The sequence below is a fragment of the Kitasatospora cathayae genome, from assembly GCF_027627435.1.
In the GTDB taxonomy this organism is placed as follows: Bacteria; Actinomycetota; Actinomycetes; order Streptomycetales; family Streptomycetaceae; genus Kitasatospora; species Kitasatospora cathayae.
In genome coordinates this window covers 2,122,435-2,146,505 of record NZ_CP115450.1, presented here as the reverse complement: position 1 = coordinate 2,146,505, position 24,071 = coordinate 2,122,435, and the positions used below count along the sequence as shown (strand labels likewise).

The 24,071-nt window shown below is 73.1% G+C and carries 26 protein-coding genes; 16 read left to right on the top strand and 10 right to left on the bottom strand.

The window, feature by feature from the left end; all coding sequences use genetic code 11:
* Positions 1-126 precede the first annotated feature (126 nt).
* Entirely contained in the window at positions 127-888 is a 762-nt protein-coding gene (locus O1G21_RS09700) for a serine hydrolase (protein WP_270142516.1), read from the top strand.
* A gap of 69 nt (positions 889-957) precedes the next feature.
* Here the strand turns inward: O1G21_RS09700 and O1G21_RS09695 are convergent, their stop codons facing one another.
* The 5 genes from O1G21_RS09695 to O1G21_RS09675 all read right to left on the bottom strand — a co-directional run bounded on the left by O1G21_RS09695 (position 958) and on the right by O1G21_RS09675 (position 6,531).
* Positions 958-2,091, bottom strand: a complete 1,134-nt coding sequence (locus O1G21_RS09695; protein WP_270142515.1) for an FAD-dependent monooxygenase — start codon at positions 2,089-2,091, stop codon at positions 958-960.
* 29 nt (positions 2,092-2,120) lie between these two features.
* Complete coding sequence (locus O1G21_RS09690; RefSeq protein ID WP_270142514.1) at positions 2,121-2,735, bottom strand: GTP-binding protein; 615 nt, start codon at positions 2,733-2,735, stop codon at positions 2,121-2,123.
* Positions 2,736-2,737: 2 nt separating this feature from the next.
* Positions 2,738-3,103, bottom strand: coding sequence for a DUF742 domain-containing protein (locus O1G21_RS09685; RefSeq protein ID WP_270150886.1), 366 nt, complete (start codon positions 3,101-3,103; stop codon positions 2,738-2,740).
* A 156-nt stretch (positions 3,104-3,259) separates the two neighbouring features.
* Positions 3,260-3,706 carry a roadblock/LC7 domain-containing protein gene (locus tag O1G21_RS09680; protein ID WP_270142513.1) on the bottom strand — a complete coding sequence of 149 codons (447 nt, stop codon included), beginning with the start codon at positions 3,704-3,706 and terminating at the stop codon, positions 3,260-3,262.
* Positions 3,706-6,531 (bottom strand): sensor histidine kinase, encoded by a 2,826-nt coding sequence (locus tag O1G21_RS09675; protein WP_270142511.1) that lies wholly within the window; start codon positions 6,529-6,531, stop codon positions 3,706-3,708. The genes O1G21_RS09680 and O1G21_RS09675 overlap by 1 nt, the downstream gene beginning before the upstream one ends.
* 509 nt (positions 6,532-7,040) lie before the next feature.
* On the opposite strand from O1G21_RS09675, the gene O1G21_RS09670 reads away from it, so the two are divergent.
* The 6 genes from O1G21_RS09670 (at position 7,041) to O1G21_RS09645 (ending at position 10,591) form a co-directional block, all read left to right on the top strand.
* Entirely contained in the window at positions 7,041-7,229 is a 189-nt protein-coding gene (locus O1G21_RS09670) for a hypothetical protein (RefSeq protein ID WP_270142510.1), read from the top strand.
* A 21-nt stretch (positions 7,230-7,250) separates the two neighbouring features.
* On the top strand, positions 7,251-7,736 hold the full coding sequence (locus tag O1G21_RS09665; RefSeq protein ID WP_270142509.1) for a YbaK/EbsC family protein: 486 nt from the start codon (positions 7,251-7,253) through the stop codon (positions 7,734-7,736).
* A 172-nt stretch (positions 7,737-7,908) separates the two neighbouring features.
* Positions 7,909-8,289 carry a peptidoglycan-binding domain-containing protein gene (locus O1G21_RS09660; RefSeq protein ID WP_270142508.1) on the top strand — a complete coding sequence of 127 codons (381 nt, stop codon included), beginning with the start codon at positions 7,909-7,911 and terminating at the stop codon, positions 8,287-8,289.
* Between the two features lie 64 nt (positions 8,290-8,353).
* On the top strand, positions 8,354-9,265 hold the full coding sequence (locus tag O1G21_RS09655) for a peptidoglycan-binding domain-containing protein (protein ID WP_270142507.1): 912 nt from the start codon (positions 8,354-8,356) through the stop codon (positions 9,263-9,265).
* A 91-nt stretch (positions 9,266-9,356) separates the two neighbouring features.
* Positions 9,357-9,869 (top strand): hypothetical protein, encoded by a 513-nt coding sequence (locus tag O1G21_RS09650; protein WP_270142506.1) that lies wholly within the window; start codon positions 9,357-9,359, stop codon positions 9,867-9,869.
* Positions 9,870-9,928: 59 nt separating this feature from the next.
* Entirely contained in the window at positions 9,929-10,591 is a 663-nt protein-coding gene (locus O1G21_RS09645; protein ID WP_270142505.1) for a class I SAM-dependent methyltransferase, read from the top strand.
* 207 nt (positions 10,592-10,798) lie between these two features.
* Here O1G21_RS09645 and O1G21_RS09640 read toward each other — a convergent pair whose 3' ends face one another.
* The gene (locus O1G21_RS09640) at positions 10,799-11,488 is read right to left on the bottom strand and encodes an alpha/beta hydrolase (protein WP_270142504.1); all 690 of its coding nucleotides are present in this window, start codon (positions 11,486-11,488) and stop codon (positions 10,799-10,801) included.
* 241 nt (positions 11,489-11,729) lie between these two features.
* Between O1G21_RS09640 and O1G21_RS09635 the strand changes: the two genes are divergently transcribed.
* Complete coding sequence (locus tag O1G21_RS09635) at positions 11,730-12,470, top strand: hypothetical protein (RefSeq protein ID WP_270142503.1); 741 nt, start codon at positions 11,730-11,732, stop codon at positions 12,468-12,470.
* Positions 12,471-12,513: 43 nt separating this feature from the next.
* Here the strand turns inward: O1G21_RS09635 and O1G21_RS09630 are convergent, their stop codons facing one another.
* The gene (locus O1G21_RS09630) at positions 12,514-12,687 is read right to left on the bottom strand and encodes a hypothetical protein (RefSeq protein ID WP_270142502.1); all 174 of its coding nucleotides are present in this window, start codon (positions 12,685-12,687) and stop codon (positions 12,514-12,516) included.
* A 51-nt stretch (positions 12,688-12,738) separates the two neighbouring features.
* Here O1G21_RS09630 and O1G21_RS09625 point away from each other — a divergent pair, with 51 nt between their 5' ends.
* Positions 12,739-13,392 (top strand): LysE family translocator, encoded by a 654-nt coding sequence (locus O1G21_RS09625; RefSeq protein ID WP_270142501.1) that lies wholly within the window; start codon positions 12,739-12,741, stop codon positions 13,390-13,392.
* Between the two features lie 104 nt (positions 13,393-13,496).
* Here O1G21_RS09625 and O1G21_RS09620 read toward each other — a convergent pair whose 3' ends face one another.
* From O1G21_RS09620 to O1G21_RS09610, 3 genes are all read right to left on the bottom strand, one after another.
* On the bottom strand, positions 13,497-14,447 hold the full coding sequence (locus O1G21_RS09620; protein WP_270142500.1) for an SDR family NAD(P)-dependent oxidoreductase: 951 nt from the start codon (positions 14,445-14,447) through the stop codon (positions 13,497-13,499).
* Between the two features lie 374 nt (positions 14,448-14,821).
* Positions 14,822-15,724: an aldo/keto reductase gene (locus O1G21_RS09615; protein ID WP_270142498.1), complete on the bottom strand. Its 903-nt coding sequence runs from the start codon at positions 15,722-15,724 to the stop codon at positions 14,822-14,824.
* Positions 15,721-16,614, bottom strand: a complete 894-nt coding sequence (locus O1G21_RS09610; RefSeq protein WP_270142496.1) for an NAD-dependent epimerase/dehydratase family protein — start codon at positions 16,612-16,614, stop codon at positions 15,721-15,723. The genes O1G21_RS09615 and O1G21_RS09610 overlap by 4 nt, the downstream gene beginning before the upstream one ends.
* 100 nt (positions 16,615-16,714) lie before the next feature.
* On the opposite strand from O1G21_RS09610, the gene O1G21_RS09605 reads away from it, so the two are divergent.
* The 7 genes from O1G21_RS09605 to O1G21_RS09575 all read left to right on the top strand — a co-directional run bounded on the left by O1G21_RS09605 (position 16,715) and on the right by O1G21_RS09575 (position 24,055).
* Positions 16,715-17,764, top strand: coding sequence for a LysR family transcriptional regulator (locus tag O1G21_RS09605; RefSeq protein WP_270142495.1), 1,050 nt, complete (start codon positions 16,715-16,717; stop codon positions 17,762-17,764).
* 278 nt (positions 17,765-18,042) lie between these two features.
* Positions 18,043-19,254 (top strand): tetratricopeptide repeat protein, encoded by a 1,212-nt coding sequence (locus O1G21_RS09600; RefSeq protein ID WP_270142493.1) that lies wholly within the window; start codon positions 18,043-18,045, stop codon positions 19,252-19,254.
* A 50-nt stretch (positions 19,255-19,304) separates the two neighbouring features.
* The gene (locus O1G21_RS09595; RefSeq protein WP_270142492.1) at positions 19,305-19,517 is read left to right on the top strand and encodes a hypothetical protein; all 213 of its coding nucleotides are present in this window, start codon (positions 19,305-19,307) and stop codon (positions 19,515-19,517) included.
* Between the two features lie 121 nt (positions 19,518-19,638).
* Positions 19,639-20,451 (top strand): nucleotidyltransferase domain-containing protein, encoded by an 813-nt coding sequence (locus O1G21_RS09590; RefSeq protein WP_270142491.1) that lies wholly within the window; start codon positions 19,639-19,641, stop codon positions 20,449-20,451.
* Positions 20,452-20,573: 122 nt separating this feature from the next.
* Positions 20,574-21,779, top strand: coding sequence for a glycosyltransferase (locus O1G21_RS09585; protein WP_270142489.1), 1,206 nt, complete (start codon positions 20,574-20,576; stop codon positions 21,777-21,779).
* Between the two features lie 49 nt (positions 21,780-21,828).
* The gene (locus tag O1G21_RS09580; RefSeq protein ID WP_270142487.1) at positions 21,829-22,713 is read left to right on the top strand and encodes a bifunctional helix-turn-helix transcriptional regulator/GNAT family N-acetyltransferase; all 885 of its coding nucleotides are present in this window, start codon (positions 21,829-21,831) and stop codon (positions 22,711-22,713) included.
* Between the two features lie 583 nt (positions 22,714-23,296).
* Positions 23,297-24,055 carry an alpha/beta fold hydrolase gene (locus tag O1G21_RS09575; RefSeq protein ID WP_270142485.1) on the top strand — a complete coding sequence of 253 codons (759 nt, stop codon included), beginning with the start codon at positions 23,297-23,299 and terminating at the stop codon, positions 24,053-24,055.
* Positions 24,056-24,071 lie beyond the last annotated feature (16 nt).

The window sequence follows — 24,071 nt, the reverse complement described above, 5'->3', positions numbered from 1 at the left end:
CGATGAATGCAATGTTCGATCGAGCCCTGCGTTGCAATGAGCTGTGAGTGAAGCGAACTCCTGCGCTCACGCATCCGGGTGACGGGCGGTTGATTCCACCAGGCCCACTGCCCCTACGCTTTGCCCATGCTGAGTGTCGTGGTGGCCCCTTGGGCGGGCGATGCCGAGCCGGTGTTCACGCGCGCGCCGGACGAACTGCACGATGCCGCGAGCACCATGAAGGTCGCGGTGCTGGCGGCGCTCGCCCGTGGCGGGGCGGACCTCGATGCCGAGGTGCCGGTGGTGAACCGGTTCGAGTCCGTGGTCGGCGGGGAGTTCGGCAACGACCCGGATCGGGACAGCGATCCGCTGCCCTGGGAACTCCTCGGCACCCACGTGCCGCTGCGGCTGCTGGCCGAGCGGATGATCACCCACTCCTCCAACCTGGCGACCAACCTCTGCCTGGCCCGCACCGACCAGCGGGCGGTGGCGGAGGTCTGGCGCCGGGCGGGGGCCACCCGCAGCGCCAGTCCGCGCGGGATCGAGGACTACGCGGCGCGCGCGGCGGGCGTCCACAACCGGGTGAGCGCCCGTGACCTGGTCCGGCTGCTCCGCTCGCTGGGCGACGAGCCGGAGCTGCTGGCACTGCTGGAGCGCAACGACTTCCGGGTGGACCTCGCCGCCGGCCTGCCGCCGGGCATCCCGATCGCGTTCAAGAACGGCTGGGTCCCCGGCGCCCGGCACTGCGTGGGGCTCGTCCACCCGTACGACTGCCCGCCGTACCTGCTCGCCGTCTGCTACACCGGCCCGCTCGCCACCGGCGCGGACCGCACCGACCCGGCGGCCCGCCTGCTGGCCCGCATCTCGGCGGCGGTCTGGAGGCGGCGCCGGGAGATCAGCCCGTACTAGGGCCTGTCCGAGCCCCGGGCCCCGCGCGGACGCAACTCCCGCGCGGGGCCCGGAATCACGGCACCGGCCTCAGTACGGCTGGACGAGGACGTGGGCCGCGCCGGGGATGCCGATCTTCAGCAGCTCGTCCTCCTCCGGGGTGGTCGGGGTGCCGGTCTCCTGCTTGAGGATCGCCCGGGACAGCGCCTGCACCCACATGGCGCGGGGGCGGCGCCTGGCCTCCCAGGCGGTGAGGGCGGCCGGGACGTCCTCCGTCGTGTCCAGGCTCTCGGCCAGCACCAGGGCGTCCTCGACGGCCATCGCGGCGCCCTGGGCGAGGTGGGGGGTGGAGGCGTGGGCGGCGTCGCCGGCGAGGGCGATGCGGCCGACGTGCCAGGGCTCCTCGACGGTGACCTGGGAGATGCGGGAGTACACCACCGCGGCCGGGTCGGTGACCTGGGCGAGGGCCTCGGCGATCGGGCCGCCGAAGCCGGCCAGCCGTTCGTGGAGCTGCCGGTGGGCGGTCGACGGGTCCGGGCGGAAGTCCTCGGCCTCGGCGAACACCGAGCCCAGGTACATGAGTTCTTCGCCGATCGGGGTGAGCAGCGCCTTGGCCTCGAGGTTGCCGGCGGACATCACCACGCCCCGGACTTCGGGCGAACGCGGCAGCGTGACCCGCCAGTTGGCGAAGCCGGTGTACTCGGGGACGTACTTCTCGCCGTACAGGTGCCGGCGCAGCGGCGAGCCGATGCCGTCGAAGCCGACGACCAGGTCGTAGCGGCCGCGGTGGCCGTCGGTGAGGGTGACGTCGACTCCGGAACCGTCGTCGGTGATCGCCGAGACGGTCGTCCCGAAGCGGACGGTGGCGCCGGCCGAGGTGGCGGCCGCGGCCAGCACCCGGGCCAGCGCGGGGCGGGGGATGCCGTTGTTGGCGGGGGCGTCGCCCATCCGGGGCTGGGGGATCCGGGCGAGGGTGGCGCCGGCCGGGTCGCAGATGGTCAGCACCTCCCACTCGAAGCCGACGGCCAGGCATTCCTCGAGCACGCCGATCTCGCGCATCACGTGCAGGGCGTTGGAGGGCTGGATGATGCCGACGCCGAGGGCCTCCAGCTGGTCGCGCAGTTCGGCGACCTCGACGTGGTGGCCGCGCCGGGCGAGGGCGGTGGCGAGGGTGAGGCCGCCGATGCCGCCGCCGTGGACGAGGACGCGGAGGGGAGAGGTCATGGGGTGACTCCGGTACGGGGGAGGGGAGTTCAGCCGACGGGCGCGACGGCGGCGAGGTCCATCAGGTGGTCGACCAGGGCGAGCAGCAGGTCACGGCCGAAGTCGCGCTCGCGCACGTCGCCGATCAGCATCGGGACCTGCGGGTCGAGGTCGAGGGCGGCCCGGATCTCCTCCGGGGTGCGGGTGTTGTGGCTGTGGAAGCAGTTGATCGCGACCACGAACGGGATGCCCCGGCTCTCGAAGAAGTCGATCGAGGCGAAGCTGGTGTCCAGCCGCCGGGTGTCGGCGATGACGATCCCGCCGAAGGCGCCGTTGACCAGGTCGTTCCACATGAACCAGAAACGTTCCTGCCCGGGCGTGCCGAACAGGTAGACCACCAGCTCGGGGCTGACGGTGATCCGCCCGAAGTCGAGGGCGACGGTGGTGGTGTCCTTCTGGTCGACTCCGTCCAGGTCGTCGACGCCGACGCTGGCCGTGGTCAGGTACTCCTCGGTGCGCAGCGGGGCGACCTCGCTGACCGAGCCGACCAGGGTGGTCTTGCCGACGCCGAAGCCGCCCGCGATCAGGATCTTGACGGCGGCGGGGGCGGCGGCCAGGGCGCCGGTCGGAGCGTCAACGGCACTGCGGGGGTGGGGTGTTGCCATCGTCAGAGTCTCCGGAGTCCTTCGCGTACGGCCGTGAGCAGGCCGAGGTCGACGCCCCCGGCGGCCCGGGCCACCGAGAGCGGTGCCCGGGCCTTCAGCAGGCCCTGGGCGATGAGGTCGCCCAGCAGGATCTTGGTGACCGAGACCGGGAGGTCCAGGCCGGCCGCCACCTCGGCGACGGCGGCCGGGCGCCGGCAGCGGTCGAGGATCAGCCGGTGCTCGGGCTGGAGGCCGCGGGCACCGGCGCGGCTGCCCCGCGCCAGGGCCGCGTCGGCCTCCGCCTCGGCCGTGGTGAGCACGGTGATGAGGGTGAGGTCGTCGCGCTCGGGCGCGGTCCGGCCGCGGGTGATGGTGTACGGGCGCACCATGATGCCCGTGTCGTCCTCCGCGTCCGGCTCCTCCAGTTCGCTCCAGTGCGGCACCCGGCCGCGCGCCCACGCGCCCCCCTCCTCACCGGGGGAGCCGGGGGAACCATGGGGGCCGGGGGAGCCGTGGGAGTCGTCACCGTACGGGCCCACGCGGCGTCAGCCCCGGTTCCGGGTGGCGAACGCGTCGAAGGACGCGGGTGCGCCCTCGGTGCGGGCGGGGGTGGTGAGCTTCTGGCCGACCTGCTGCACCAGGGTGTGCATGGCGACGGACATCACCTCGGCGTCCACCTCCTGGGAGGCGACCACGGCCAGGTGGGTGCCCTGGGCGGCGGCGATGACGAACAGCCAGCACTCGGCGAGCTCGACGATCACCTGGTGCACCGGCCCGCCGTCGAACAGCTGGCCGACGCCCCGGGCGAGCGACTGCTGACCGGTGGCCACGGCGGCGAGGCGCTCGGCGTCGGCCCGCTCGATGGTGCGGGAGTGGCTGACCACGAGGCCGTCGTCGGAGAGCAGGACGGCGTTGCGGGTCCCGGGCACCGAGTCGACGAGTCCGTCCAGCAGCCAGTCCAGGTCCTGGTGGGTGGCGGTCGTGCGGTTCATCACTGCTCATCCGTTCGTGTGGTTCGGGGTTCCGCGGCCGGCAGGGCCCAGGGGGAGGGGTCGGACGCGGAGGCGGGGGGACCGGCGGGTAGGGCGGGGAGAGCCGGCGGGGTGGCGGGGGCGGGCAGCGGGTCTTCGCCGCTGTCCTGGGCCCGGGCGGCGCGGGACTGGCGCTGGAAGGCGCCGATGGTGGCGCCCGAACGCCGGACGGGCCGTCCGCTCTCGGGCCGTCCGTTCTCGGCCCGTCCGTGCTGGGCCCGTCCGTTCCCGGGCGCTGCGGGCTGCTGGAACGGCCCGCCGGCGGGCTGCTCGGCGGCCGGTTCGACCCACTGCTGCCGGGCCGGCGGCGGCACCCGCAGCTCGGCGGCGAGGCTGGCCTGCCGGATGCGCTGCGGCAGCGGTGGCTGCCCGCCCTCGACCGGGCTCACCGGTACGGCGGAGGGGTACTCGCGCCCGCGGCGCCGCTCGGCCAGCCGGTAGTGGTCGGCCGGGCGGTACTGCTCGTCGGCGTACGGGGCCTCGGCCTCGGTGACCCGGGCGTAGGCGATGTCGGGGTAGGCCGGGGAGGGGGTGGGCGGCGCCGTCCCCGTGCCCTGCTGGGCGGCCGGGGTGGCCGGGGTGGCCGGGGCAGTGTCGTACGACGGCGGCGGGTCGGCGGGGGAGCTGTGCTGGATCGGCTGCTCGGGGACGCCGGGCGGGTACGGCTGCCGGTACGCCGGGCCCTGGTGCCGCTGCTCCTTGTGTGCCTGCTCCTGGTAAGGGGGGTCCTGGAACGCCGCGGCGACGCACTGGACCGGCGCGCCGGTCCCGAGCGCCCCGCCGTTCCCGCCGTTCCCGAAGCCCTCGACGTGCCCGAACGCCTCCACCGGCGCCACCGGCGGCGCGACCGGCCCGATCGGCTGCGGCACCTCGTCGGAGGCGGAGCGAACCGCCCGGCGCGAGCGCCGGACCAGCGGGATCGGTTCGGCGGGCGCGGCGTCCGGGAGTCCGGCGTCGCCGTTGATGACCAGCTCGTCCGGTACGAGCACGACCACCCGGGTGCCGCCGAAGGCGGACGGCCGGAACTCGATCTTCAGCCCGGTCAGCGCGGCGAGCCGGGCGACCACGTGGAAGCCGAGCCGGATGTCGTCGGCCCGGGCGAGCACGTCGGTGCGCGGCGGGCGGCTCATCAGCTCGTTGGCCGCGTCGTACTGTTCCGGGTCCATGCCCAGGCCGCGGTCCTCGATCTCGACCGCGAGTCCGCGTCCGACCAGGGCGGCCCGGACCTCGACCGGGGTGGGCGGCTTGGAGAAGGTGGTGGCGTTCTCCATCAGTTCGGCGAGCACGTGGGCGACCGGCCCGACGGCCCGCTCGGAGAGCCACGGGTGGCCCTCGACGTCGATCACGATCCGGCGGTAGTCCTGCACCTCGCCCTGGGCGGAGCGCAGCACGTCCAGCAGCGGTACGGGCTTGCGCCAGCGCCGCTGCGGCTGGCCGCCGGCCATGATGACGAGGTTCTCCTCGTAACGGCGCAGGCGGGCGGTGAGGTGGTCGAGGTCGAACAGACCCTCCAGGACCTCCGGGTCCTCGTGCTTGCGCTCCAGCTCGTCGAGTTTGCGCAGCTGGCGGCCGATCAGCAGCTGGGTGCGGCGGGCGATGCGCTGGAGGAGGCGTTCGAAGCCGCGGTGCTGGTCGGCCTGCCGGACGGCGGCGGCCAGGGCGGCGGAGCGGGCCAGGTTGAGGGCCTGGCCGAGGCGGGCGACTTCGTCGGTGCCCTTGCCGTGCTCACCGGCGGTGACGGCGCGGCTCTCGGCCTCGACGTCGACCTGTTCGCCGCGGCCGAGGCGGTCGACCACCTCGGGCAGGGTGCGCTCCATCTCCTCGGCCTGGGTCTGGAGTTCCCTGATCCGGCGGCGCAGCGAGCGGCTGATCCGCCAGGAGGCGATGACGACGGCGATGACGGTGATCAGGCCGATGACGGCGGTCAGCACGACGCGGGTGAGCAGGTCGAGGATGGTGCCCTTGCCGACCTCGACGATGGCGCTGGTGCGGGTCTCGATCGCCTTGACCAGCTGGGGGTTGAGCTGGTCGACGCCCTGGCGCCACTGGTCCTGGACGGCGGGCAGTCTGACGGTGCCGTTGGACTCGGCGGCGGGTCGGGTGAGTTGCTGTTCGACGGCGGCCTTGGCCTGCCAGGCGGGGCCGTTCATCAGGTCGTGCCAGCCGGCCGCCTCGGCGTCGGGGACGTACGGGACGACCTGGACGGTGAAGAGGTGGTCCTCGGCGCCGATCAGTTGCTGGACCTGCTGGTAGTCGGCGGTGCTGAGCCGGCCGCTGGGCCAGCCGCGGGCCAGGATGGCGTCCTCGCGGGCCAGCATCTCCTTGGCCCAGAAGGAGTTGACCAGGGTCTTGGACACCCAGGTGACCTCGCCGGCGTCGACGTGGCTGAGCGCGGTGAACAGCCGCAGGTCGACGGCGATCAGGTCGGTGTAGTAGGTGAAGACGCTCTGCTGGTCGACCGAGCCCTTGTCGACGGCGGCGCGTTCCTCGGCGAGCTTGCCCATCGCCTGCCGGGCCTCGGCGACGGCGCTGCGGACGTCGTCCGGGGCGCCCTCGGTGCTCTCCCCGGACAGGGTCTGGAACTGGCGGACGGCGTCGTCGGTCAACTGCCGCTGGTGGCGTAGCTGGTCGGTGTTGGCGCCGGGTCGGGCGAGCGCCTCGGCGCTGAGCCGGCGCTCCTCCTGGAGGTTGTAGTAGACGATGTTGGACGGCTGCCCGGCCTTCTGGGCGAGCATGCCCTGGGCGGCCTGGCGCTGGAAGTCGAAGACGGTCTCGCCGCTGGTCACGGCCCAGAGGGCGACCAGGGCGAGGCTGGGGACGACGGCCAGGACGAGCAGCGCCGACCGCAGGGACAGGCGTGGACGCCTGCGGGGGGCCTTCGGCGTCGGGGGCCGCCGATTCGCACGCGCGCGCAGAGCAGACTCCTTGGGGCTGGCGGCCGACCGGTGAGGGGCGGGCCGTCCGGGCACGGGCTTTTGACGAAGCGATACTAGTCATACCGTGTGATAGGAGTGAAAGCCCGTTCGCCTCCTGGGCCGCACTTGCGCACGTACCGGACACAATGCCACCCGCGCGTGGACCGTTCGGGCCCGAAGCGACCCAGTTCAGTCCTGCTCGCCCCAGTGTCGACTCCGCCCGCAGCCGCGGGATGGCCGTGGTGTGAAAACTGTGTGACGCCGCGTCCGGCGGCCTCCGGGGACGGGGTCGGTAACTCCCTCAGCGGCCGAGCAGTCGCGCCCTCGGCGGCCCGGCGGCCCGGCGGCCGCGCCCTCAGCGGCCGAGCAGGCGCGCGCGGGTGGACTCCAGCTCCGCCGCCAGCACCGGGCCCGACGCGGTCGCGTACGTGGAGGCGCGGATCGGGGACCTCGTCGTCTGGGGAGCCGGGCGGGACGCCTCGATGCTGGGGGCGGGTGTCCGGGCGGTGCCGAGCGCGGCCGACCGCGTCGCGGGCCGGGCCGCCGCCGGGCGCGGAAAACCGTCTTGACGTGGAAGGCATGATGGGGCGATGAGTTCACCCCTTCCCGCACGAAGCATCGCGGTCGCCGAGGCGCTGGCGGCGGCCGGCGTCACCGGTGAGATCGTCGTCCTTCCCGACTCCGCCCGGACGGCCGCCGAGGCCGCCGCCGCCCTCGGCTGCGAGGTCGGGGCGATCGCCAACAGCCTGGTGTTCAGCTGCGACGGCGAACCGCTGCTGGTGATGACCAGCGGCGCCCACCGGGTCGACACCGCCTACCTGTCCGCACGGTTGGGCGTCGGCGAGATCACCCGAGCCTCCGCCGCCCAGGTCCGCGAGGCCACCGGCCAGGCCATCGGCGGCGTCGCCCCCACCGGCCACCCGGCGCCGCTGCGCACCGTCGTCGACACCGCGCTGGAGCAGTACCAGGTGCTGTGGGCGGCGGCCGGGCACCCGCACACCGTCGTGCCGATGTCGTACGAGGAACTGCTGCGGGTCACCGGCGGCGCGCCGAGCGCCGTCGTGCCGACCGGCTGACGCATCACACGAGGGGTCCGTCGTACGGCCCACCGCCCACGGGCGGTGGGCCGTCGCGCGTCCCCGGGACGGGGGAGGGACGGGGGACGCTGGAGGGACGACTCGCAGGGCTCCTAACGTCGGTACGGCAGCAGCCGGTCGCGGCCGGCGCATCTCACCTCAGGAGACCTCCATGCTCAAGTCATCGATGATCAAGCGCGCCGCAGTGGTGGTGGCCTCCGCCGGGCTGGCGCTCGTCACCCTGAGCGGTACGGCCAGCGCCAACTCGACGGCCGGCGACATCTCCATGGGCGACACCGGAGTCGGCGTCAAGTGCGTCCAGATGGCGCTGAACGACTCGAACGTGAACGCCGGCCTCAAGGTCGACGGCATCTTCGGCCAGCACACCAAGGACGCCGTGATGCAGTTCCAGCGGACGAACAACGCCAAGTGGGGCTGGTCGCTCGACGTCGACGGCATCGTCGGCCACAACACCGGCTCCGCGCTGATGGAGATCATCGTCCACAACGAGCACGACTGGGGCAACACGTGCTGGGAGAACATGCCCTCCTGACGGCCCGGGCCCTTCCCCTTCCTTCCTTCCCCCCGCCCGTACTCAGTCCCAGTGAGGAACCGTCATGAAGCGCATCCCGGCCCTCGTCGCCGCGATGTTCGCCGCGCTGCTCGCGGCAGTGCTCGTCGCCCCCGCCGCCCAGGCGGCGAGCTGGCCCACCGTCCACAACGGTGACAGCGGCACCAACGTGACCACGGTCCAGTACCTGCTGAACGCCCACGGCGCCGGGCTGTCCGTGGACGGCGCCTTCGGTCCCGGTACCGAGGGCAAGGTGCGCAACTTCCAGCAGTCCGCCGGCCTGAACCCGGTCGACGGCATCGTCGGCCCCGACACCTGGTCCAAGCTGATCGTCACCGTCCGCAACGGCGACAACGGCGACGCCGTCAAGGCGCTCCAGGTCCAGCTGAACGCCCACGGCGCCGGGCTGTCCGTGGACGGTGCCTTCGGCCCCGGCACCGACGCCAAGGTGCGCAACTTCCAGCAGTCCGCCGGTCTGAACCCGGTCGACGGCATCGTCGGCCCGGCGACCTGGGGCGCCCTGCTCGGCGGTGGCGGCAGCACCGGTGGCTCCGGCAGCGACACCCTCAGCCAGTCGCAGGCCGCCGCGATGCTCTCGTCCGCCGGGATCACCTGGTCCTCCTCGGGCAACTGCTCCGACCGCAACAACAGCAGCTGCACCTCCTTCGACGGCATCCGCCGCGCCACGGTGGACGGCGCCATCAACCTCAAGCACGCCGTCGGGGGCTGCCCGCTGAACATCACCGGCGGCACCGAGACCGGCCACGCCGGCGGCACCTACAGCCACGGCAACGGCTACAAGATGGACTTCGCCATGATGAGCTGCCTCACCGACTACATCCACGGCACCTTCACCCACAGCGGCACCCGCGGCGACGGCGCCGACCTGTGGACCTCCTCCTCCGGCAACATCTACGCCAACGAGGGCAGCCACTGGGACGTCGTCTTCATGAACTGACGCCTGCGGCGCGTTCCATGGCGAGGGGCAGGGCCATCTGGTGGTCCTGCCCCTCGTGCTGTTCCGGTCGGGTCTGGGGGATACTGCCGGGATGCTGCTGACCTGGATCGCCGAACTGGCGGACGAGCCGCTGGCACTGGAACCGGCCGACCGGCCGATGGAGTGGCGGACCAACACCTGGTGGCTCGCCGCCGAAGCCGAGGACCGGCGGGCGCTCACGGTCGACGAGGTGGTCGCCGCCTTCGAGCGGACGGCCGCGCGGCTGCGGGAACAGGTCCGCGACCTGGCCTACCCGGGGACGGCGACCTTCTACGTCTGGCACGACGAGCAGGCCGGGCAGTTGAGGTGCTCCACCGCCTCGGTCGGCCCCGACGAGCTGCCGTTCGGCGGAGCGTACCGGCCGGTCGAGGACCTCCGCCCGATCGTGGCCGGCTTCCTGGCCGACGCCGAGCCCGGGGTCGTCCGGCTGTCGGACGTGTCGCTGGAGGAGCCGGCTTGGGAGGAGTCGGCTTGGGAGGAGCCGGTGCTCCCGCCGTTCCCGGTCTGGGTCCGCGCCGTGGGCGCGCCGGAGGCGCGCTGGAGGCGCGCTGGCCCAGGTTCCTGAGTAGTGCCGTGACCGGATGGGTCCATCGTGTCGTGAGGGGTGTCCGCTACAGTCCCCGGATGATGGAACTGGACTCCCTCCCCGCGACCCGCGACGCCTACGACGCCGTCGCCGAGCGCTACGCCCAGCAGTTCACCGACTCCCTGCGCGACCGGCCGCTGGAGCGGGCCCTGCTCGCGGCGTTCGCCGAGTCGGTGCGCGCGGGCGGCGAGGGCGAGGTCGCGGACCTGGGGTGCGGGCCGGGGTATGTCACCGCTCATCTACGGGGGTTGGGGCTGGACGCCTTCGGCATCGACGCGTCGCCTGCGATGATCCGGCTGGCCCGGGAGGCCAACCCGGATCTGCGGTTCGAGGTGGGTTCGATGGCCGCGCTCGACATCGAGGACGGCGTGCTGGGCGGGGTGCTTTCGCGGTTCTCGATCATCCACACCCCGCCGCAGGAACTCCCGGCAGTGGTCGGGGAGTTCGCCCGGGTCCTGGCCCCCGGAGGCCAGTTGCTGATCAGCTGCTACGCCACCGACGACCCCGCGGTCCCGGCGCAGTCCTTCGACCACACGGTGGTGACGGCCTACCGCTGGTCGCCCGACCACCTGGCGGGGCTACTGCGCGACGTCGGCGTGACCGAGGTCGCCCGGGTGCTGTGCGAGCCGAAGCCCACCGACAGGCGGCAGTTCCAGGAGCTGCAATTGCTGGCCGCCAGGAACCACTGCCCTGACCAGTAGGTCCGTCACCCCCCGCCGACGGGATTGTCCATCCGGCGAACCTCATGGTCTCGGTAGTGCAGAACGTGGCGATGAGCTTTCCGGCTCAGACCTCGGGGGAACGCCCGCTTCCCACTTCGAGCTCAAGCACCGCCACCCCCCTGAAACGCCGAGGAGTGGGAAGTCGGCCAGGCCGATCCCACTCCTCGCACTTACCGCCCGCCGCACCTACAGCGCGGTGCGGTACGCCTCCAACCGCTCGGCCAGTTCCTTCGGGTGGCCGAGCATCGGCATGTGGTCGCCGGGCATCTCGTCCGGTTCGAAGCCGAGCCGCTCGATGATCACCCGCCGCATGAACTCCGCAGGGAAGAACCGGTCGCCGGACGACAGCAGGGCCCTGGTCGGCACGTTCGGCCAGGCGGGCAGCGGCCATGCCGTACCGAACGGGGTTCCGGCTTGCCCGCGCTGATGGTTCGCCAGCAGGTCGGTCGCGAGCGGCTCCGGGGTGTCGTGCAGGTAGAAGGAGCGAGGATCCTCCTCCGTCCCCTCGGGAACGCCCCTGCGTCGGTCGGCCTCCTGCCGCGCCGGCCCGTACCCCGTGTTGTCCCACCACTCACCCGGTGTCTCGCCCGGGGCCGGCACCTGGGCCTGGAGCATCACCAGCAGGTCCACCGGCACCCGGTCGCACACCAGTGGTCCGGTGAATCCACCGAACGAGTGGGCGACGACCACGAGTTCGGTCCGGTCGCCGATCGCCTCGACCACCGCGTCCGCGTACTCCGCGAGCCCGGCCGACTCGTCGTCGCACGGCAGGTCCGGCGCGACCACCTCATGGCCCCGGGAACGCAACTCGGCGGCCAGCGGGCCCCAGTACCACGCGTCGGCCGCCGCGCCGTGGATCAGTACGTACGTTGCCACCGTGCACTACCTCCGTCATCCGGGACTCAACGCTCGCCAGCGGCACTTCACCGTCCGCAACCTACTCGGAGGCAGTGACGCTCGCCGTGTCCCACTCGCGTCGGCGCGTCGAGTCCATCCGCGCGACTCCGGGGCGAAGGCGGCGGTCTGCCCGGGTTTGCCCCCGGGGCCCGGGAGGCACTTCCCCTGTGGACGACGATGGGTGACGCGTCCCACTGGGAGGGACTGGGGGATCGGTACGATGGGCGCATGGCATGAGCAACTGCGGCCGTGGCTGAGGGCGTTGATCCTTGCCGCGGCGGTGGCAGGACTCGTCGGATGTTCGCTGTGGGTGGCCGCGGCGTACGACGATGTCGTCGCCTTCCGGTACGCGTCCGCCTGTGCGAGCGGGCCGGAAGACAACTGCGTCGCGAAGGTGACGGGGACGGTCATCGACAAGGAGACCGGCCAGTCGTGCACCTCGGACTCCAACACCTCCAGTTCCTGCACGACCTACTACCGGCTGCGGCTGCGCTACGGCGATCGCACGGAGGTGCGCGTCGTCAGCTCGGACACTTACGACGACGTGCAGCGCGGTGATCTCGCGGAGCTGGGCACCTGGCGCGACGCGGTGGTGAGCCTGACGGTGCGGGGGCACACCAGCACGTATGAGCCCCCGTCCGACGATTCCACGATGTGGCGGCTGCGGGCTGCCTGGCTGGTCCTGGGGGTGGCGGTGTGGGCCGTGGTGAGCGGGCGGCCGGCGCATCTGTTCGCGTTCCCCAACTTCGTATGGCTCTGGCTGGCCCTCCCGATCTCCTGGCTGGTGCACGGCGCGCTGCTCGGGGCGGGTGTCCTGGAGTGGATCTGGTCAACGGGGTTCGCCGTTTTCGGAGTCCTCTTCGCGTACGTGCTGTGGCGTGAGGGCGGCCGCACGCGGTGGTCGAAACGGTCGCGGCGAGGCCGGCCAGGACTTGGGCTCAGACCATGGAGATCGAGATGATCCACATGGTCGAGCAGCATCCCCCGGCCGGGCGGCCGCCGTGTCATGCCTCGATCTGCTCGAAGATGTGCGGATACGACACGACGTCGTCGGGGGACTCGGCCATCATGCGCTGGAACTCCGTCTGGCCGAACGCCGTGGCGAGCGCCTCGGCCGACTCCCAGGCCGCGACGTTCATCAGAAGCTGACCAGCGGCATCAGCTCTGCTGATGCGCATTGAAGCAGGCCGCGTTGGACGTGATCGCGGCCCTGGCTTCAGGATGGCCGCATGACCGTTTCCTCCGCCATCGCCTCTTTCGCCGTCGTCGCCGGCATGCTGACCATCATGCCGGGGCTGGACACCGCCCTGGTGCTGCGCTCCGCCATCACCCTCGGCAGGCGGCGGGCGTTCGCGACGGCGTTGGGGATCCTCTGCGGAGTGCTCGTGTGGGGGGTGGCCGCCGCGGTCGGCGCCACGGCGGTGCTCACGGCCTCCCATCTGCTGTACGACGCGCTGCGCGTGGCCGGTGCCGGGTACCTGGCGTGGCTGGGGATCGGCATGGTCCGCCGGACGTTGAAGGAGCGCGGCCGGCCCACCGCGGGGGATGCGGACGGCGCGGCCGCAACCGCGAACACGGAGACGACGTGGGCGCGGTCCTGGGCCCGCGGGCTGGGCACCAGCCTGCTGAACCCGAAGAACGGCGTCTTCTACATGGCGATACTGCCCCAGTTCATCCCTGCCGGCGCCCCGCACCTGCTGATGGGGGTCGTCCTGGCGGCCGTGCACGACCTGGAGGGCCTGATCTGGTTCAGCGCGCTGATATTCGGCACCCAGCTGGTCCGCCGATGGCTGAACCGTGCCTCGGTGCAGCGGGCCATCGACGCGATCACCGGCACGGTGCTGGTCGGCTTCGGCATCAAGCTGGCGCTCGCGGACAACTGACCACCGAGGTGGCTCGGCGGGCGGTCTGGCCGACTTCCCACGCCTGAGCCCGTGGCGGCGGGCAGGGGCCGGTTGTGGTGGCGCGGCGTTCTGCGGTGCCCGGACTATCCGAGGAGGGCGCCGGGGTCGACGCCGGTCAGGTCGCGGCTGGCGTCCCACAAGCCTGCCGCGAGGGTCGTGTCGGCGAGGTGGTTCCACATCGCTTCACGTCGGGGCTCGCCGCGCAGTCCGAAGGCACGCGGGCCCCACAGCTGGCCGCCGCGCACGGCCGGGTCGAGTACCGCCCGTACGGCGGGCCATGCGCCGGCGTGCTTGCCCTGGATGAGAAGGGCCGCAGGTGCCGCGCTCAGCCGCGCGGCGGTCGTCCGCACGTGGATCGGCGGCCGTGAAGGGGTGAGGGCGTCCAGCGCGCCGCCGGGGTGGACCACCACGCTCGCCACCGGGCTGCCGGCCGCGCGGAGGCGGCGGTCGAGTTCGAGGCCGAAGGACATCTGTGCCAGCTTGGAGCGCCCATAGGTGCGCTTGGGCCGGTAGTCCTTCCGGGACTGCAGGTCGTCCAGATCGAGGCGCTCGGACTTCGCCGCGAAACTGCCCATGGTCACGACGCGGGCCGCCGGAGCGGCCGACAACAGCGGCATCAGCCATCGGGTCAGCGCGAAGTGCCCGAGGTGGTTCGTGCCGAACATGAGCTCGTGACCGTCCACGGTCTCCTGGCGCGGCGGGTCATCGAGCGCGACACCGGCGTTGTGGACCACCGCGTCGAGGCGGTCCACCCCCAGTGAGTCGGCGACCGTTGTCAGCGAGGAGAGGTCGGCGAGGTCCAGCCGGACGGCCCGCACCCGCGCGCCGGTGACACGCGCACGGATCGAAGCCATGGCCTCCCCGGCCTTCGCGGGGTTCCGGCTGCCGAGCACGACGGTCGCTCCGGTGGCCGCCAGCTGCTCCGCGACGAAGTACCCGATCCCGGCGTTGCCGCCGGTGACGAGGAAGACGCGGCCATCGGCGCGCGGCGGCCGGTGGACATTCCAGGGCGTGATGGAGGGGGCGGACGACACGGCGACGGAACTCCCTTGCTGGTGACGACGGCTGCGGCTGCCTGCGGGGCAGCTCGACGCCCACGGTTCCAGCGACCGCCTGCATGTCGCTCACGGATCACTGCCGATCCTGCCGGACGGCCGACATCCTGCCGACAGGGATTCCCCCACGCCCCTGAGGCTCCACGACACCTGTAGTTACTGCAGCTGTAGTTACTGCAGCTGTAGTCCCGCCGGCTCCTCCGGCGAGAGCGCGAGCCCGGCTGCTGTCGCCAGTTGCGGAGGCGGGCCGCCCGGGGTGCCGGGGATCGGGAGGGTGACCGCGGACTGCGCCAGGTGCCGGGCGAGGTGCACCTGCTGTGGGTCGGGGTGTTGAGTGTTCGTCGCGGCCGGTACTACAGGTGTAGTTCGGCCAGTTCCTCCGTCGACAGCGTGAGCTCGGCTGCCGCTGCCGAGTCGCGGATGGAGGTGGGTCGGCGGGCGCCGGGGATCGGGAGGGCGGCCGGGGACTGGGCCAGGTGCCAGGCGAGGCAGATCTGTTGCGGGCTGACGCCTCGGGTGCGGGCCAGGGCGTGGAAGGGGGTGTCCGTCGAGGGGGTGTCGCTGTCCGGGGCGTCGACGGCGCTGCGGGAGATGCCGCCGAGGGGGCTCCAGGGAAGGAAGGCGAGGCCGAGTTCGGTGCACAGGTCGAGGGTGTCGCGGGTGGCGGTGTGGGCGGGGGAGAAACGGTTCTGCACGGCGACCAGGCGCTCGCCGAGGATCTCCCGTGCGGCGCGGATCTGCTCGCCGTCGACGTTGGACAGTCCGACCATCCGGATTGTGCCCGCGTCGGCCAGGTCGCGCAGCGCGCCGACGGATTCGGCGAACGGGACGGCCGGGTCGGGCTTGTGCAGCTGGTAGAGGTCGATCGCCTCGACGCCGAGCCGGGTGGCCGAGGCCTGGGCGGCGCGGCGCAGGTGGCGCGGGTCGCCGCAGACCGTCCAGCTGCCGTCGCCGGGGCGGCCCCGGCCGCCCTTGGTCGCCACCAGGACGCCGTCCGCGCCGCCGTGAGCGGCCAACGCGCGGGCGATCAGGCGCTCGTTGTGGCCGACTTCGTCCGCGTGCCAGTGGTAGGAGTCGGCGGTGTCGATCAGCGTCACGCCCGCGTCGAGGGCGGCGTGGACGGTGGCGATCGCCTGTTCCTCGTCGGGCCTGCCCTCGACGGACAGCGGCATAGCGCCGAGGCCGATGGCGCTGACGGTGCGGCCACCGATCGTGCGGGTGGCGGCAGTTGCCCGAGTGGCCTGGTCGGGGGTCATGCGTGGGCCTCCTTGATGGCCTGGGGCAGCCAGTCGGTGACGGCGGAGAAGCGGAAGCCGAGACGGCCCGACCGGCCGGTGTCCATCGCGTAGCAGCGGTCGAAGGAGAACGGCGAGGGCTGCTGCCCGTCGTCTCCGACGACCAGCCGGGGCGAGGTGCCGGTCACCCGGCCCACGGCCGCGCACAACTCCTTTGCGTCCAGGGTTCCTTGGCTGGCCGCGTTGATCGGCCCGGTGAAGTCCGCCGTCGCGGCCCAGGACAGGAAGTGGGCGATCTCCGCCTCGTGGACGAAGGACGCGCGCTGTGGTGCGGCATGGACGGCGACCGGCAGGCCGCGTCCGATCCGCTCGACGTAGTGGGCCAGCCGTCCGGTGAAGTCGGCGCCGCCGAGGACGTGCGCCGTCCGGACGGTGGCGACGTCGAAGGACGCCTGCCGGGTGAGCAGTGCCTCCGCCTGGCGCTTGCCCTCGGCGTAGTGGTCCGCGACGAACTGCTGGTCACTCCAGGGGAGTCGCAGGTCCACCGGCTCCGCCGACAGGTCGAGCGCCGCCTCCGTGAGGGGCGGACCGCCGGGCCGGCCGAGGTGGGCGTAGACCTCGACGGTGGAGGTGAGCACGTAGCGCGGGGTGCGGTCGGCGAACACCCGGGCGGCGATCGCGGCCTGGACGGGCGTGTAGCAGACCTGGTCGATGACGGCGTCGAAGCGCCGGTCGGCGAGCACGGTGCGCAGGGCGGCCTCGTCGTCGCGGTCGGCGCGCAGGTGGGTCACGCCGTGCGGGGCGGGGGACGAGCCGCGGTTGACGACGGTCACCGTCCCGCCCGCGTCCCGGAGTTCCTCGACCAGCCGCCTGCCGAAGTAGCGGCTCCCGCCGATCACGCACACGTCCATGCCCTCGATCCCTTCTCATCGCTTTCGACGGGGGCCAGACTGCCGTGGATCGGCGATCAGCAGTAGTGTCGAGCTGACGGGATCGTCATTAGGAGAACTGTTGATCGACGTCCAGCGACTGGCCGTGCTGCGGGAGGTTTCCCGCCGTGGCAGCTTCAACCAGGCGGCCCTGGCGCTGCACTGCACCCCCTCGGCCGTCTCCCAGCAGGTCGCCGCGCTGGAACGCGGCCTCGGCGCGCCCGTCGTGGAGCGCTCCACCCGAGGGGTCACGCTCACCGACGCGGGTCGGCTGCTGGTGGAGGCCGCCGACGCGATCGCCGCCGAACTCACCGACACCCAGCAGCGCATCGCCCGGCTGACCGCCGAGCGGACCGCCCTGACCGTCGCCACCTTCGCCAGCGGCGGACGACGACTGCTGCCCGCGGCGCTCGCCGGCTTCGCCGCCGACCATCCGGAGGTGGAGCTGACCATCCTGGAGGCGGAACCGGAGGAGAGTCTGCCCGCCGTCCGCGAGGGACGGGCCGACCTCGCCCTCGCCTACCACTTCGAGGGCCCGCCGCCCGCCCGCCCCGGCGACCGGTCCGGGCTGGACTGGACGAAGCTCGGCGAGGACCCGCTGCGGGTCGTGCTGCCGCGCCTCCACCCCGCCGCCGCCCGCTACCGGGACCGGCCCGAGGCGCCACACCTGGTCGAACTCGCCGACCAGCGCTGGATCCTGGGCTGCCACAAGTCCGCCGGCCAGCTCGCCCGGTACGCCGACCTGGCCGGCGTCGACCTGCGGATCTGCTGCACGGCGACGGACTACGACTTCGCCCAGTCGCTGGTCCATGCCGGGATCGGCATCGCGCTGATCCCCGAGATCGGCCTGGCCCGGGACCCGGAGCTGGTCGCCCTGCCGCTGGCCGGCCCCAGCCCGCGCCGCCACCTGGGACTGGCCCTCGCCCGCCGCCGGCGTGGCCAGGTCGCGCGCCTGGCCGAGGAATTGGCGTGCCGTCTGGTCGCGGAAGCGGGAGCAGGAGCGGGAGCGGGAGCAGGAGCAGGAGCAGGTACCGGAGGTACCGGAGGAGCGGGAGGAACCGGAGGCGCGGGCCGGGCGGAAGGAGAGGCGGAGGCGCCCGGCAGGACCCCGGCGGGTGCCGTACGGCGGTGAGCAACTCGATGCCTCCCGGGTGGTACCCGGTCCCCGCTGCGGGCGGCACTTCCTCCGACGACCCGACCGCACCGGACCGGGCCGTGCTCGAGCAGATCCTCAGCGGGATCAAGTAGGGGCTCCGGACGTCCGCGACCTCGTGGTGCGGCCTCGACGGGCCGGGCTGCGGGGCGGAGCCGTGGATTCGATCCACCGGAGCCCGATTGGCAGTTGATGGATCCAGCAGCAGGGCCGATGGTAGGTACTTCGGGTGCGTGGTACGTCAACAGGAGTGGCACATGGGCATATTCGGGCGGAAGAAGAAGCAGTCATCGCCGGCCGGGCTCGACATCGGCGGCGGGATGCGCCTGCACATCGAGGCCTCGCCGCAGGAGATCAAGCGGATGGTCAAGGACCTCCGGGTCCGGGCCGAGGCCGGGGACGTCGAGGCGATGGCCGACCTGGGGCGGATGCTCGAGTACCAGGGCAAGCTGGAGGAGGCCATGCTGTGGCACCAGCGGGCCGCCGTCGCCGGTGACGTGGACTCGGCCGCCTGGCTCGCCGACCGACTGCTCAAACTGGGGCAGACCGAGACGGGCCTCGACTACCTGCGCCGCGCCGCCCGCGGTGGACACCTCTCGGCCACCTTCAACCTCGGTGCCATCCTGCTGAGTCAGGACCAGAACAGCGAGGAGGGCGCCCGCTGGATGCTGCGCGCCGCGGAGGCGGGCCACCAGAAGGCGATCGACTACCTCGGCATCGACATGGCCAAGGTCCGGGCCACCCGGGAGGACGTCGCCCGGGACGTCGCCAAGGCCGAGCAGGGCGACGCCGAGGCCGCGCACCGGGCGGCGAGGGTGCTGCTGGACCTCGGCGAGGGCGAGCAGGCCGAGCGCATGCTGGAGATCGCCGCGAACGGCGGGATCGCCGACGCCGCATGGGAGTTGGCGCTGCGAGTGCACGACCGCGGCGACACCCCGCGGGCCGTGGAACTGCTGGAGCAGGCCGGCCGCAACGGGCGCGCCGGGGGTGCCAAGCTCGCCGGGATCTGGCTGTACACCGAAGGCCAACCGGCGGCCGCGGTGCCGCTGCTGCGCCGGGCGGTCGCGGAGGGGGAGGAGCTGCTCACCCCGGTGCTCGGCGCCGCCCTCAGCGCCGCGGGCGACTTGGACGGCGCGGAGGCGGTACTGCGCCCGTCGGCCGAGGCGGGCGACTGGCAGGCGCAGTACAACCTGCTGGCCGTCCTCCAGCAGAAGGCGGCGCGTACGGGCGGTGACCAGACGACCGAGGAGATGTGGAGTCTGCTCTCCCGGGCCACGGTCGGTCTGCACGCACAGGCCCAGGAACGCCTGGACGCCGGAGAGCCGCAGCGGGCGATCGACCTGCTGCTGATCGGCGCCCGGGCGGGCGACCCGGCGGCCCAGCGGTCCCTGGGAGAGCTGCTGTTGTCCATCGACCCGAAGGATCCCGAGGGGAAGGAGTGGCTGCGGCGCTCGGGCGGCCGGCGCTGACGGCCGGAATTCCCGGACAGGGGGCGGCCGGGGTGGGCCATGATGGCGCCATGGACGCCGTGTTCGCCCTGGCCTGGCAGTACGCCGCCGGTCAGCTGCTCCCCGAGGACCTGCCGATGGCCGCCGCCGAACTGCTGGCGGTCGGCGAGGTTTCGCCCGCCCTGTGCAACCTCGCGGGCCGGGGTGAGCCGACCGCCGAGCTGGAGGAGCTGTTCCGGGAGGCGATGGCCGAACTCGGTGTCCCCGTACCGGACGAGGCCTGACCGAGCGCTCCCGGGAACGCCGCCGGAGCGGGAAGTCGGCCGCGCCGACTTCCCGCTCCGAATTCTCGCGCCGCGCGAATCCGCTGGTCCGGCGGCCCGTCCAGCCGTCAGACTGCCCGTCATGCAAGGGATCGACGAACACATCGAGGAGATGGCGGCCCGACTCGCGGACGTACCGGGCGTGGTGGGGGTGATGCTCGGCGGGAGCCGGGCGCGCGGGGAGCACCGGCCGGAGTCGGACTGGGACCTCGGCGTCTACTACCGCGGCGAGCCCGATCTCGCCGCGCTGCGGGCGCTGGCCGGGCCGGAGGTGGAGGTGGCCGGGCCGGGCGGCTGGGGGCCGTGGGTGAACGGCGGGGCGTGGCTGCGCGTCGACGGAGTCGCCGTGGACTGGATCCTGCGGGACCTCGACCGGGTCGAGCGGGTGTGGGCGGACTGCCGGGCGGGTCGGTACGAGGTCGGGGTGCAGGCCGGTCACCCGCTGGGGTTCTGGTCGCCGTGCTACCCCGGCGAGGTCGCGCTCGGGCGCGTACTCGCCGACCCCGCAGGGGAGTTGGCCGCCCTCCAGGCGCAGACCGTCCGGTACCCGGAGCCGCTCCGCGACGCCCTGACGGGTGGAGCGTGGGAGGCGGAGTTCCTGGTCGGGGTCGCGGCGAAGGGCGCGGCCCGGGGCGACACCCTGTACGTCTCGCTCTGCCTCTCCCGGGCGATGGGCGTGTTGGTGCAGGCGCTGTACGCGCGCGATCGCCGCTGGTGCCTCAACGAGAAGGGAGCGCTGGCCGTCGCCGAACAATTCCCCGGCGTGCCAGCGGACTTCGGGGCACGGGTGGGTCGACTGCTGGGTGCTGCGGGGCAGACCCCCGAGGTGCTGACCGCGACGGTGGACCGGGCACGGGAGTTGGTCGGGGAGGTAGTGGCCGTCCTGCGCGGATGACCGCACGCGCTTTCCGCCACTCTCAACTTATAGCGCACGGGGGGCCTTGCCGCAAGGCCCCGGTCATGTCGCAGAATCTCCAACTCCAGGGCGGTCCCTGGGTGAACGGGAGGAATGACGACATGCGAGTGGTGCTGTCCACGTACGGGTCGCGCGGCGACGTCCAGCCGCTGGCGGGTCTCGCGGTGGAGCTGCGGAAACTCGGCGCGCAGGTGCGGGTGTGCGCGCCGCCGGACGAGGAGTTCGCGCAGCGGCTGGCCGCCGTCGGCGTCGAGCTGGTGCCTGTGGGGGGCTCGGTGCGGGGCCTGGTGAGCGGGACGCCGCCGGCACCGGAGGACTTCCCCCGCCGGGTGGCCGCGCTGGTCGCGCAGTTCCACGAGGCGGTCGCGGCGGTGGCCGAGCCGGGCGGCATCGTGCTGGCCACCGGGATCTTCCCGGCCGTGGCCGGGGCGCAGGCGGCAGCGGAGTCGGTGGGCGCGCGCTTCGCGTGCGTCGCCCTCCAGCCGACCATGCTGCCCTCCCCGCAGCACCGGCCGTTCGAGTACCCGAGCCAGCCGTACCGGGCTGGGCTGACCGACAACCGGGAGCTCTGGGAGGACAACATCCGGACCATGAACGCGCTGTTCCGCGAGCAGGTCAACGCCCACCGGGCGTCGGTCGGCCTGCCGACCGTGGACAACGTGCGCGACCACGTCTTCACCGACCGCGCCTGGCTGGCCACGGACCAGGTGCTCGACCCCTGGCGGCAGTCCACCGACCGCGAGGTCGTGCAGACCGGCGCCTGGCTGCTGGCGGACGAACGCCCGCTGCCCGCCGACCTGTCGGCGTTCCTGGACGTGGGCGAGCCCCCGGTGTACGTGGGCTTCGGCAGCATGCCGATGCGCGGCGCGCCGGACGCCGCCCGGGTCGCCGTCGAGGCGGTCCGGGCGCACGGGCGGCGCGTCGTGCTCGCCCGGGGCTGGGCCGAACTGGCGCCGACCGACGGCGGGGCGGACTGCTTCGCCGTCGGCGAGGTCAACCAGCAGGCGCTGTTCCCCCGGGTCGCCGCCGTCGTCCACCACGGCGGTGCGGGCACCACCACCGCGGCCGCGCTGGCGGGCGCCCCGCAGGTGGTGGTGCCGCAGATCGTGGACCAGCCGTACTGGGCCGGGCGGGTCGCCGAGCTGGGCATCGGAGTCGCCCACGAGGGGGCCGTCCCGACGGTCGAGTCGCTGTCCGCCGCCCTCGGGCAGGCCCTGACGCCGGAGGTCGGCGCGCGTGCGGCGGTCGTCGCGGGCGAGGTCCGCACCGACGGTGCGGAGGTCGCGGCGAAGCTGCTGCTGGGCTGAGAGGAGACGTCCCCTGGCGCCGCAGCAATTCCCTGACTAAGGTCAGAGAATGGATGCGGCGCAGATTCAGCAGGTGCGGCGATTCAACCGCACCGTCACCCAACGCGTGGGCGTGCTCCACGACCACTACCTCGGCCAGGACCGGCCCGTCGGCGAAGCCCGGCTGCTCTGGGAGATCGGTGAACAGGGCCAGGACGTACGGCAGTTGCGCGAACGCCTCGGACTCGACTCCGGATACGTCAGCCGGCTGCTGCGCTCCCTGGAGACCGCCGGCCTGGTCACCGTCGAACCCCACCCCCAGGACCGGCGGGTCCGCAGCGTCCGGCTCACCGCCACCGGCCGCACCGAACGCGCCGCACTCGACACCCGCAGCGACGAACTCGCCGCCTCCCTCCTCGAACCGCTCAACACCGCCCAACGGTCCCGGCTCACCGCCGCCATGGCCGAGGTCGAGCGGCTGCTCACCGCCGCGACCGTCACCCTCGACCCCGTCGACCCGGACCACCCCGACGCCCGGCACTGCCTGCGCTCCTACTACGCCGAACTCCAGGAACGCTTCGACACCGGCTTCGACCCCGCCCACAGCCTCCTGCCCGACGCCGGTGAACTCCGCCCACCCCGCGGCCTCCTGCTGGTCGCCCGCCTGCACGGCGAACCCGTCGGCTGTGCCGGCCTCAAACTCCCGCCCGACGCCCCCGCCGAGATCAAACGCATGTGGGTCGCCCCCCGAGCCCGCGGCCTCGGCCTCGGCCGCCGCTTCCTCGCCGAACTCGAAGCGAGGGCCGCGGACCACGGCCGCACCGTCCTGCGCCTCGACACCAACAAGGCCCTCACCGCCGCGATCGGCCTCTACCACTCCGCCGGCTTCCACGAAGTCCCCGCCTTCAACGACGAGTTGTACGCCCACCACTGGTTCGAGAAGCGGATCGGCTGAGCGGGAGCGGGAAGTCGGCGCCACCGGCTCCCCGCGCCCGTCTCCCTGTCGCGCGCCGCAGGGCGAGGTGGGCCAGCCAGGCCAGGCCGAAGGTGAAGGGTGCGGCGGTGTCGTCGGCCGGGCCGGGGACGGCGGTGCAGACGGCCAGGACGGCCAGCGGCAGCCAGCCCCGCAGGAGCAGTCGGGGGGCAAGCTCGCTGTTGGGTAGGAGCGTTGAGGCAACCGGAACGAGGAAGCCGGCCGCTGCGAGCGGGATCGTCAGGCCCGTGTGCTTCACCGCCTCGAACACCGCCCAGGCGAGCAGGAACAGTCCGAGCCCGCCCCATCCACACCGGACCGCCCACGGCGCCCGCGTCCTCTGAACCGTCACCCCTTCACGGAAGCACACCACCGCCAGTCACGCGTCACACCACAGGTGGAGTCAGTACGTCAGGAATCGCCCCCTGGAGCGGCCGTCTCCCACTGTTCACGGCAAAGCCGGAGATACGCCGCGATGCCCTCCGGGGTGCGACGGGTCGCGCCATCGGATTCCCGCTCTTAAGTGGCTCGCGTCCGAGCGGTCCCGCTGGCTACGATCCGCCGAATGATCCTCTCTCACGACGATGCAGGTACCGGGCCGGCCGTTCTGCTGCTGCACTCCTCGGTGTGCGACCGGCGGATGTGGGACCCGCAGTGGCAGGCCCTCCTCGACGCCGGGCACCGCGTCGTCCGCTGCGACTTCCGCGGCTACGGCGAGACCCCGCTCGCCGACGGCCCCTACGGCGCCGCGGCCGACGTGCTCGCCCTGCTCGACCACCTGGGCATCCGGAGCACCGCCCTGATCGGCGCCTCCTACGGCGGCCGGATCGCCCTCACCGCGGCGGCCCTGCGGCCGGAGGCGGTCACGGCCCTCGCCCTGCTCGGCGCCGGTCGGCCGGGCCACGAACCCACCGAGACCCTGCTCGCCTTCGGCGCGCAGGAGGACGAACTGCTCGAGGCGGGCGAGGTCGAGGCCGCCGTCGAACTCAACGTCCGCACCTGGCTGGGCCCGGAGGCCGACGAGGAGACCCGCGAGCTCGTCCGCCGGATGCAGCGCCACAACTTCGAGGTGCAGCTGGAGGCGACGGGCGGCCCGGACAAGGAGGACGTCGACCTCACCCGGGTCACCGCTCCCACCCTGGCCGTCTCCGGCGCCCACGACCTCCCCGACTTCCGCCGGATCGCCGCCGAACTCCCGGCCCTCCTCCCGAACGCCCGGCACCTCGAACTGCCCTGGGCCGGCCACCTCCCGAACCTGGAACGGCCGGAGGAGGTGACCGCGCTCCTGACGGACTTCCTGCGGGAGTCGTCGGCGGAGCGGTAGGGGCGGGCGCGGCCCG

Coding starts and splice junctions, on each gene's coding strand:
- O1G21_RS09700 (WP_270142516.1), top strand. CDS start 127: ATGCTGAGTGTCGTGGTGGCCCCTTGGGCGGGCGATGCCGAGCCGGTG.
- O1G21_RS09695 (WP_270142515.1), bottom strand. CDS start 2,091: ATGACCTCTCCCCTCCGCGTCCTCGTCCACGGCGGCGGCATCGGCGGC.
- O1G21_RS09690 (WP_270142514.1), bottom strand. CDS start 2,735: ATGGCAACACCCCACCCCCGCAGTGCCGTTGACGCTCCGACCGGCGCC.
- O1G21_RS09685 (WP_270150886.1), bottom strand. CDS start 3,103: ATGGTGCGCCCGTACACCATCACCCGCGGCCGGACCGCGCCCGAGCGC.
- O1G21_RS09680 (WP_270142513.1), bottom strand. CDS start 3,706: ATGAACCGCACGACCGCCACCCACCAGGACCTGGACTGGCTGCTGGAC.
- O1G21_RS09665 (WP_270142509.1), top strand. CDS start 7,251: ATGAGTTCACCCCTTCCCGCACGAAGCATCGCGGTCGCCGAGGCGCTG.
- O1G21_RS09660 (WP_270142508.1), top strand. CDS start 7,909: ATGCTCAAGTCATCGATGATCAAGCGCGCCGCAGTGGTGGTGGCCTCC.
- O1G21_RS09655 (WP_270142507.1), top strand. CDS start 8,354: ATGAAGCGCATCCCGGCCCTCGTCGCCGCGATGTTCGCCGCGCTGCTC.
- O1G21_RS09650 (WP_270142506.1), top strand. CDS start 9,357: ATGCTGCTGACCTGGATCGCCGAACTGGCGGACGAGCCGCTGGCACTG.
- O1G21_RS09645 (WP_270142505.1), top strand. CDS start 9,929: ATGATGGAACTGGACTCCCTCCCCGCGACCCGCGACGCCTACGACGCC.
- O1G21_RS09635 (WP_270142503.1), top strand. CDS start 11,730: ATGGGCGCATGGCATGAGCAACTGCGGCCGTGGCTGAGGGCGTTGATC.
- O1G21_RS09630 (WP_270142502.1), bottom strand. CDS start 12,687: ATGCGCATCAGCAGAGCTGATGCCGCTGGTCAGCTTCTGATGAACGTC.
- O1G21_RS09625 (WP_270142501.1), top strand. CDS start 12,739: ATGACCGTTTCCTCCGCCATCGCCTCTTTCGCCGTCGTCGCCGGCATG.
- O1G21_RS09615 (WP_270142498.1), bottom strand. CDS start 15,724: ATGACCCCCGACCAGGCCACTCGGGCAACTGCCGCCACCCGCACGATC.
- O1G21_RS09610 (WP_270142496.1), bottom strand. CDS start 16,614: ATGGACGTGTGCGTGATCGGCGGGAGCCGCTACTTCGGCAGGCGGCTG.
- O1G21_RS09600 (WP_270142493.1), top strand. CDS start 18,043: ATGGGCATATTCGGGCGGAAGAAGAAGCAGTCATCGCCGGCCGGGCTC.
- O1G21_RS09595 (WP_270142492.1), top strand. CDS start 19,305: ATGGACGCCGTGTTCGCCCTGGCCTGGCAGTACGCCGCCGGTCAGCTG.
- O1G21_RS09590 (WP_270142491.1), top strand. CDS start 19,639: ATGCAAGGGATCGACGAACACATCGAGGAGATGGCGGCCCGACTCGCG.
- O1G21_RS09585 (WP_270142489.1), top strand. CDS start 20,574: ATGCGAGTGGTGCTGTCCACGTACGGGTCGCGCGGCGACGTCCAGCCG.
- O1G21_RS09580 (WP_270142487.1), top strand. CDS start 21,829: ATGGATGCGGCGCAGATTCAGCAGGTGCGGCGATTCAACCGCACCGTC.
- O1G21_RS09575 (WP_270142485.1), top strand. CDS start 23,297: ATGATCCTCTCTCACGACGATGCAGGTACCGGGCCGGCCGTTCTGCTG.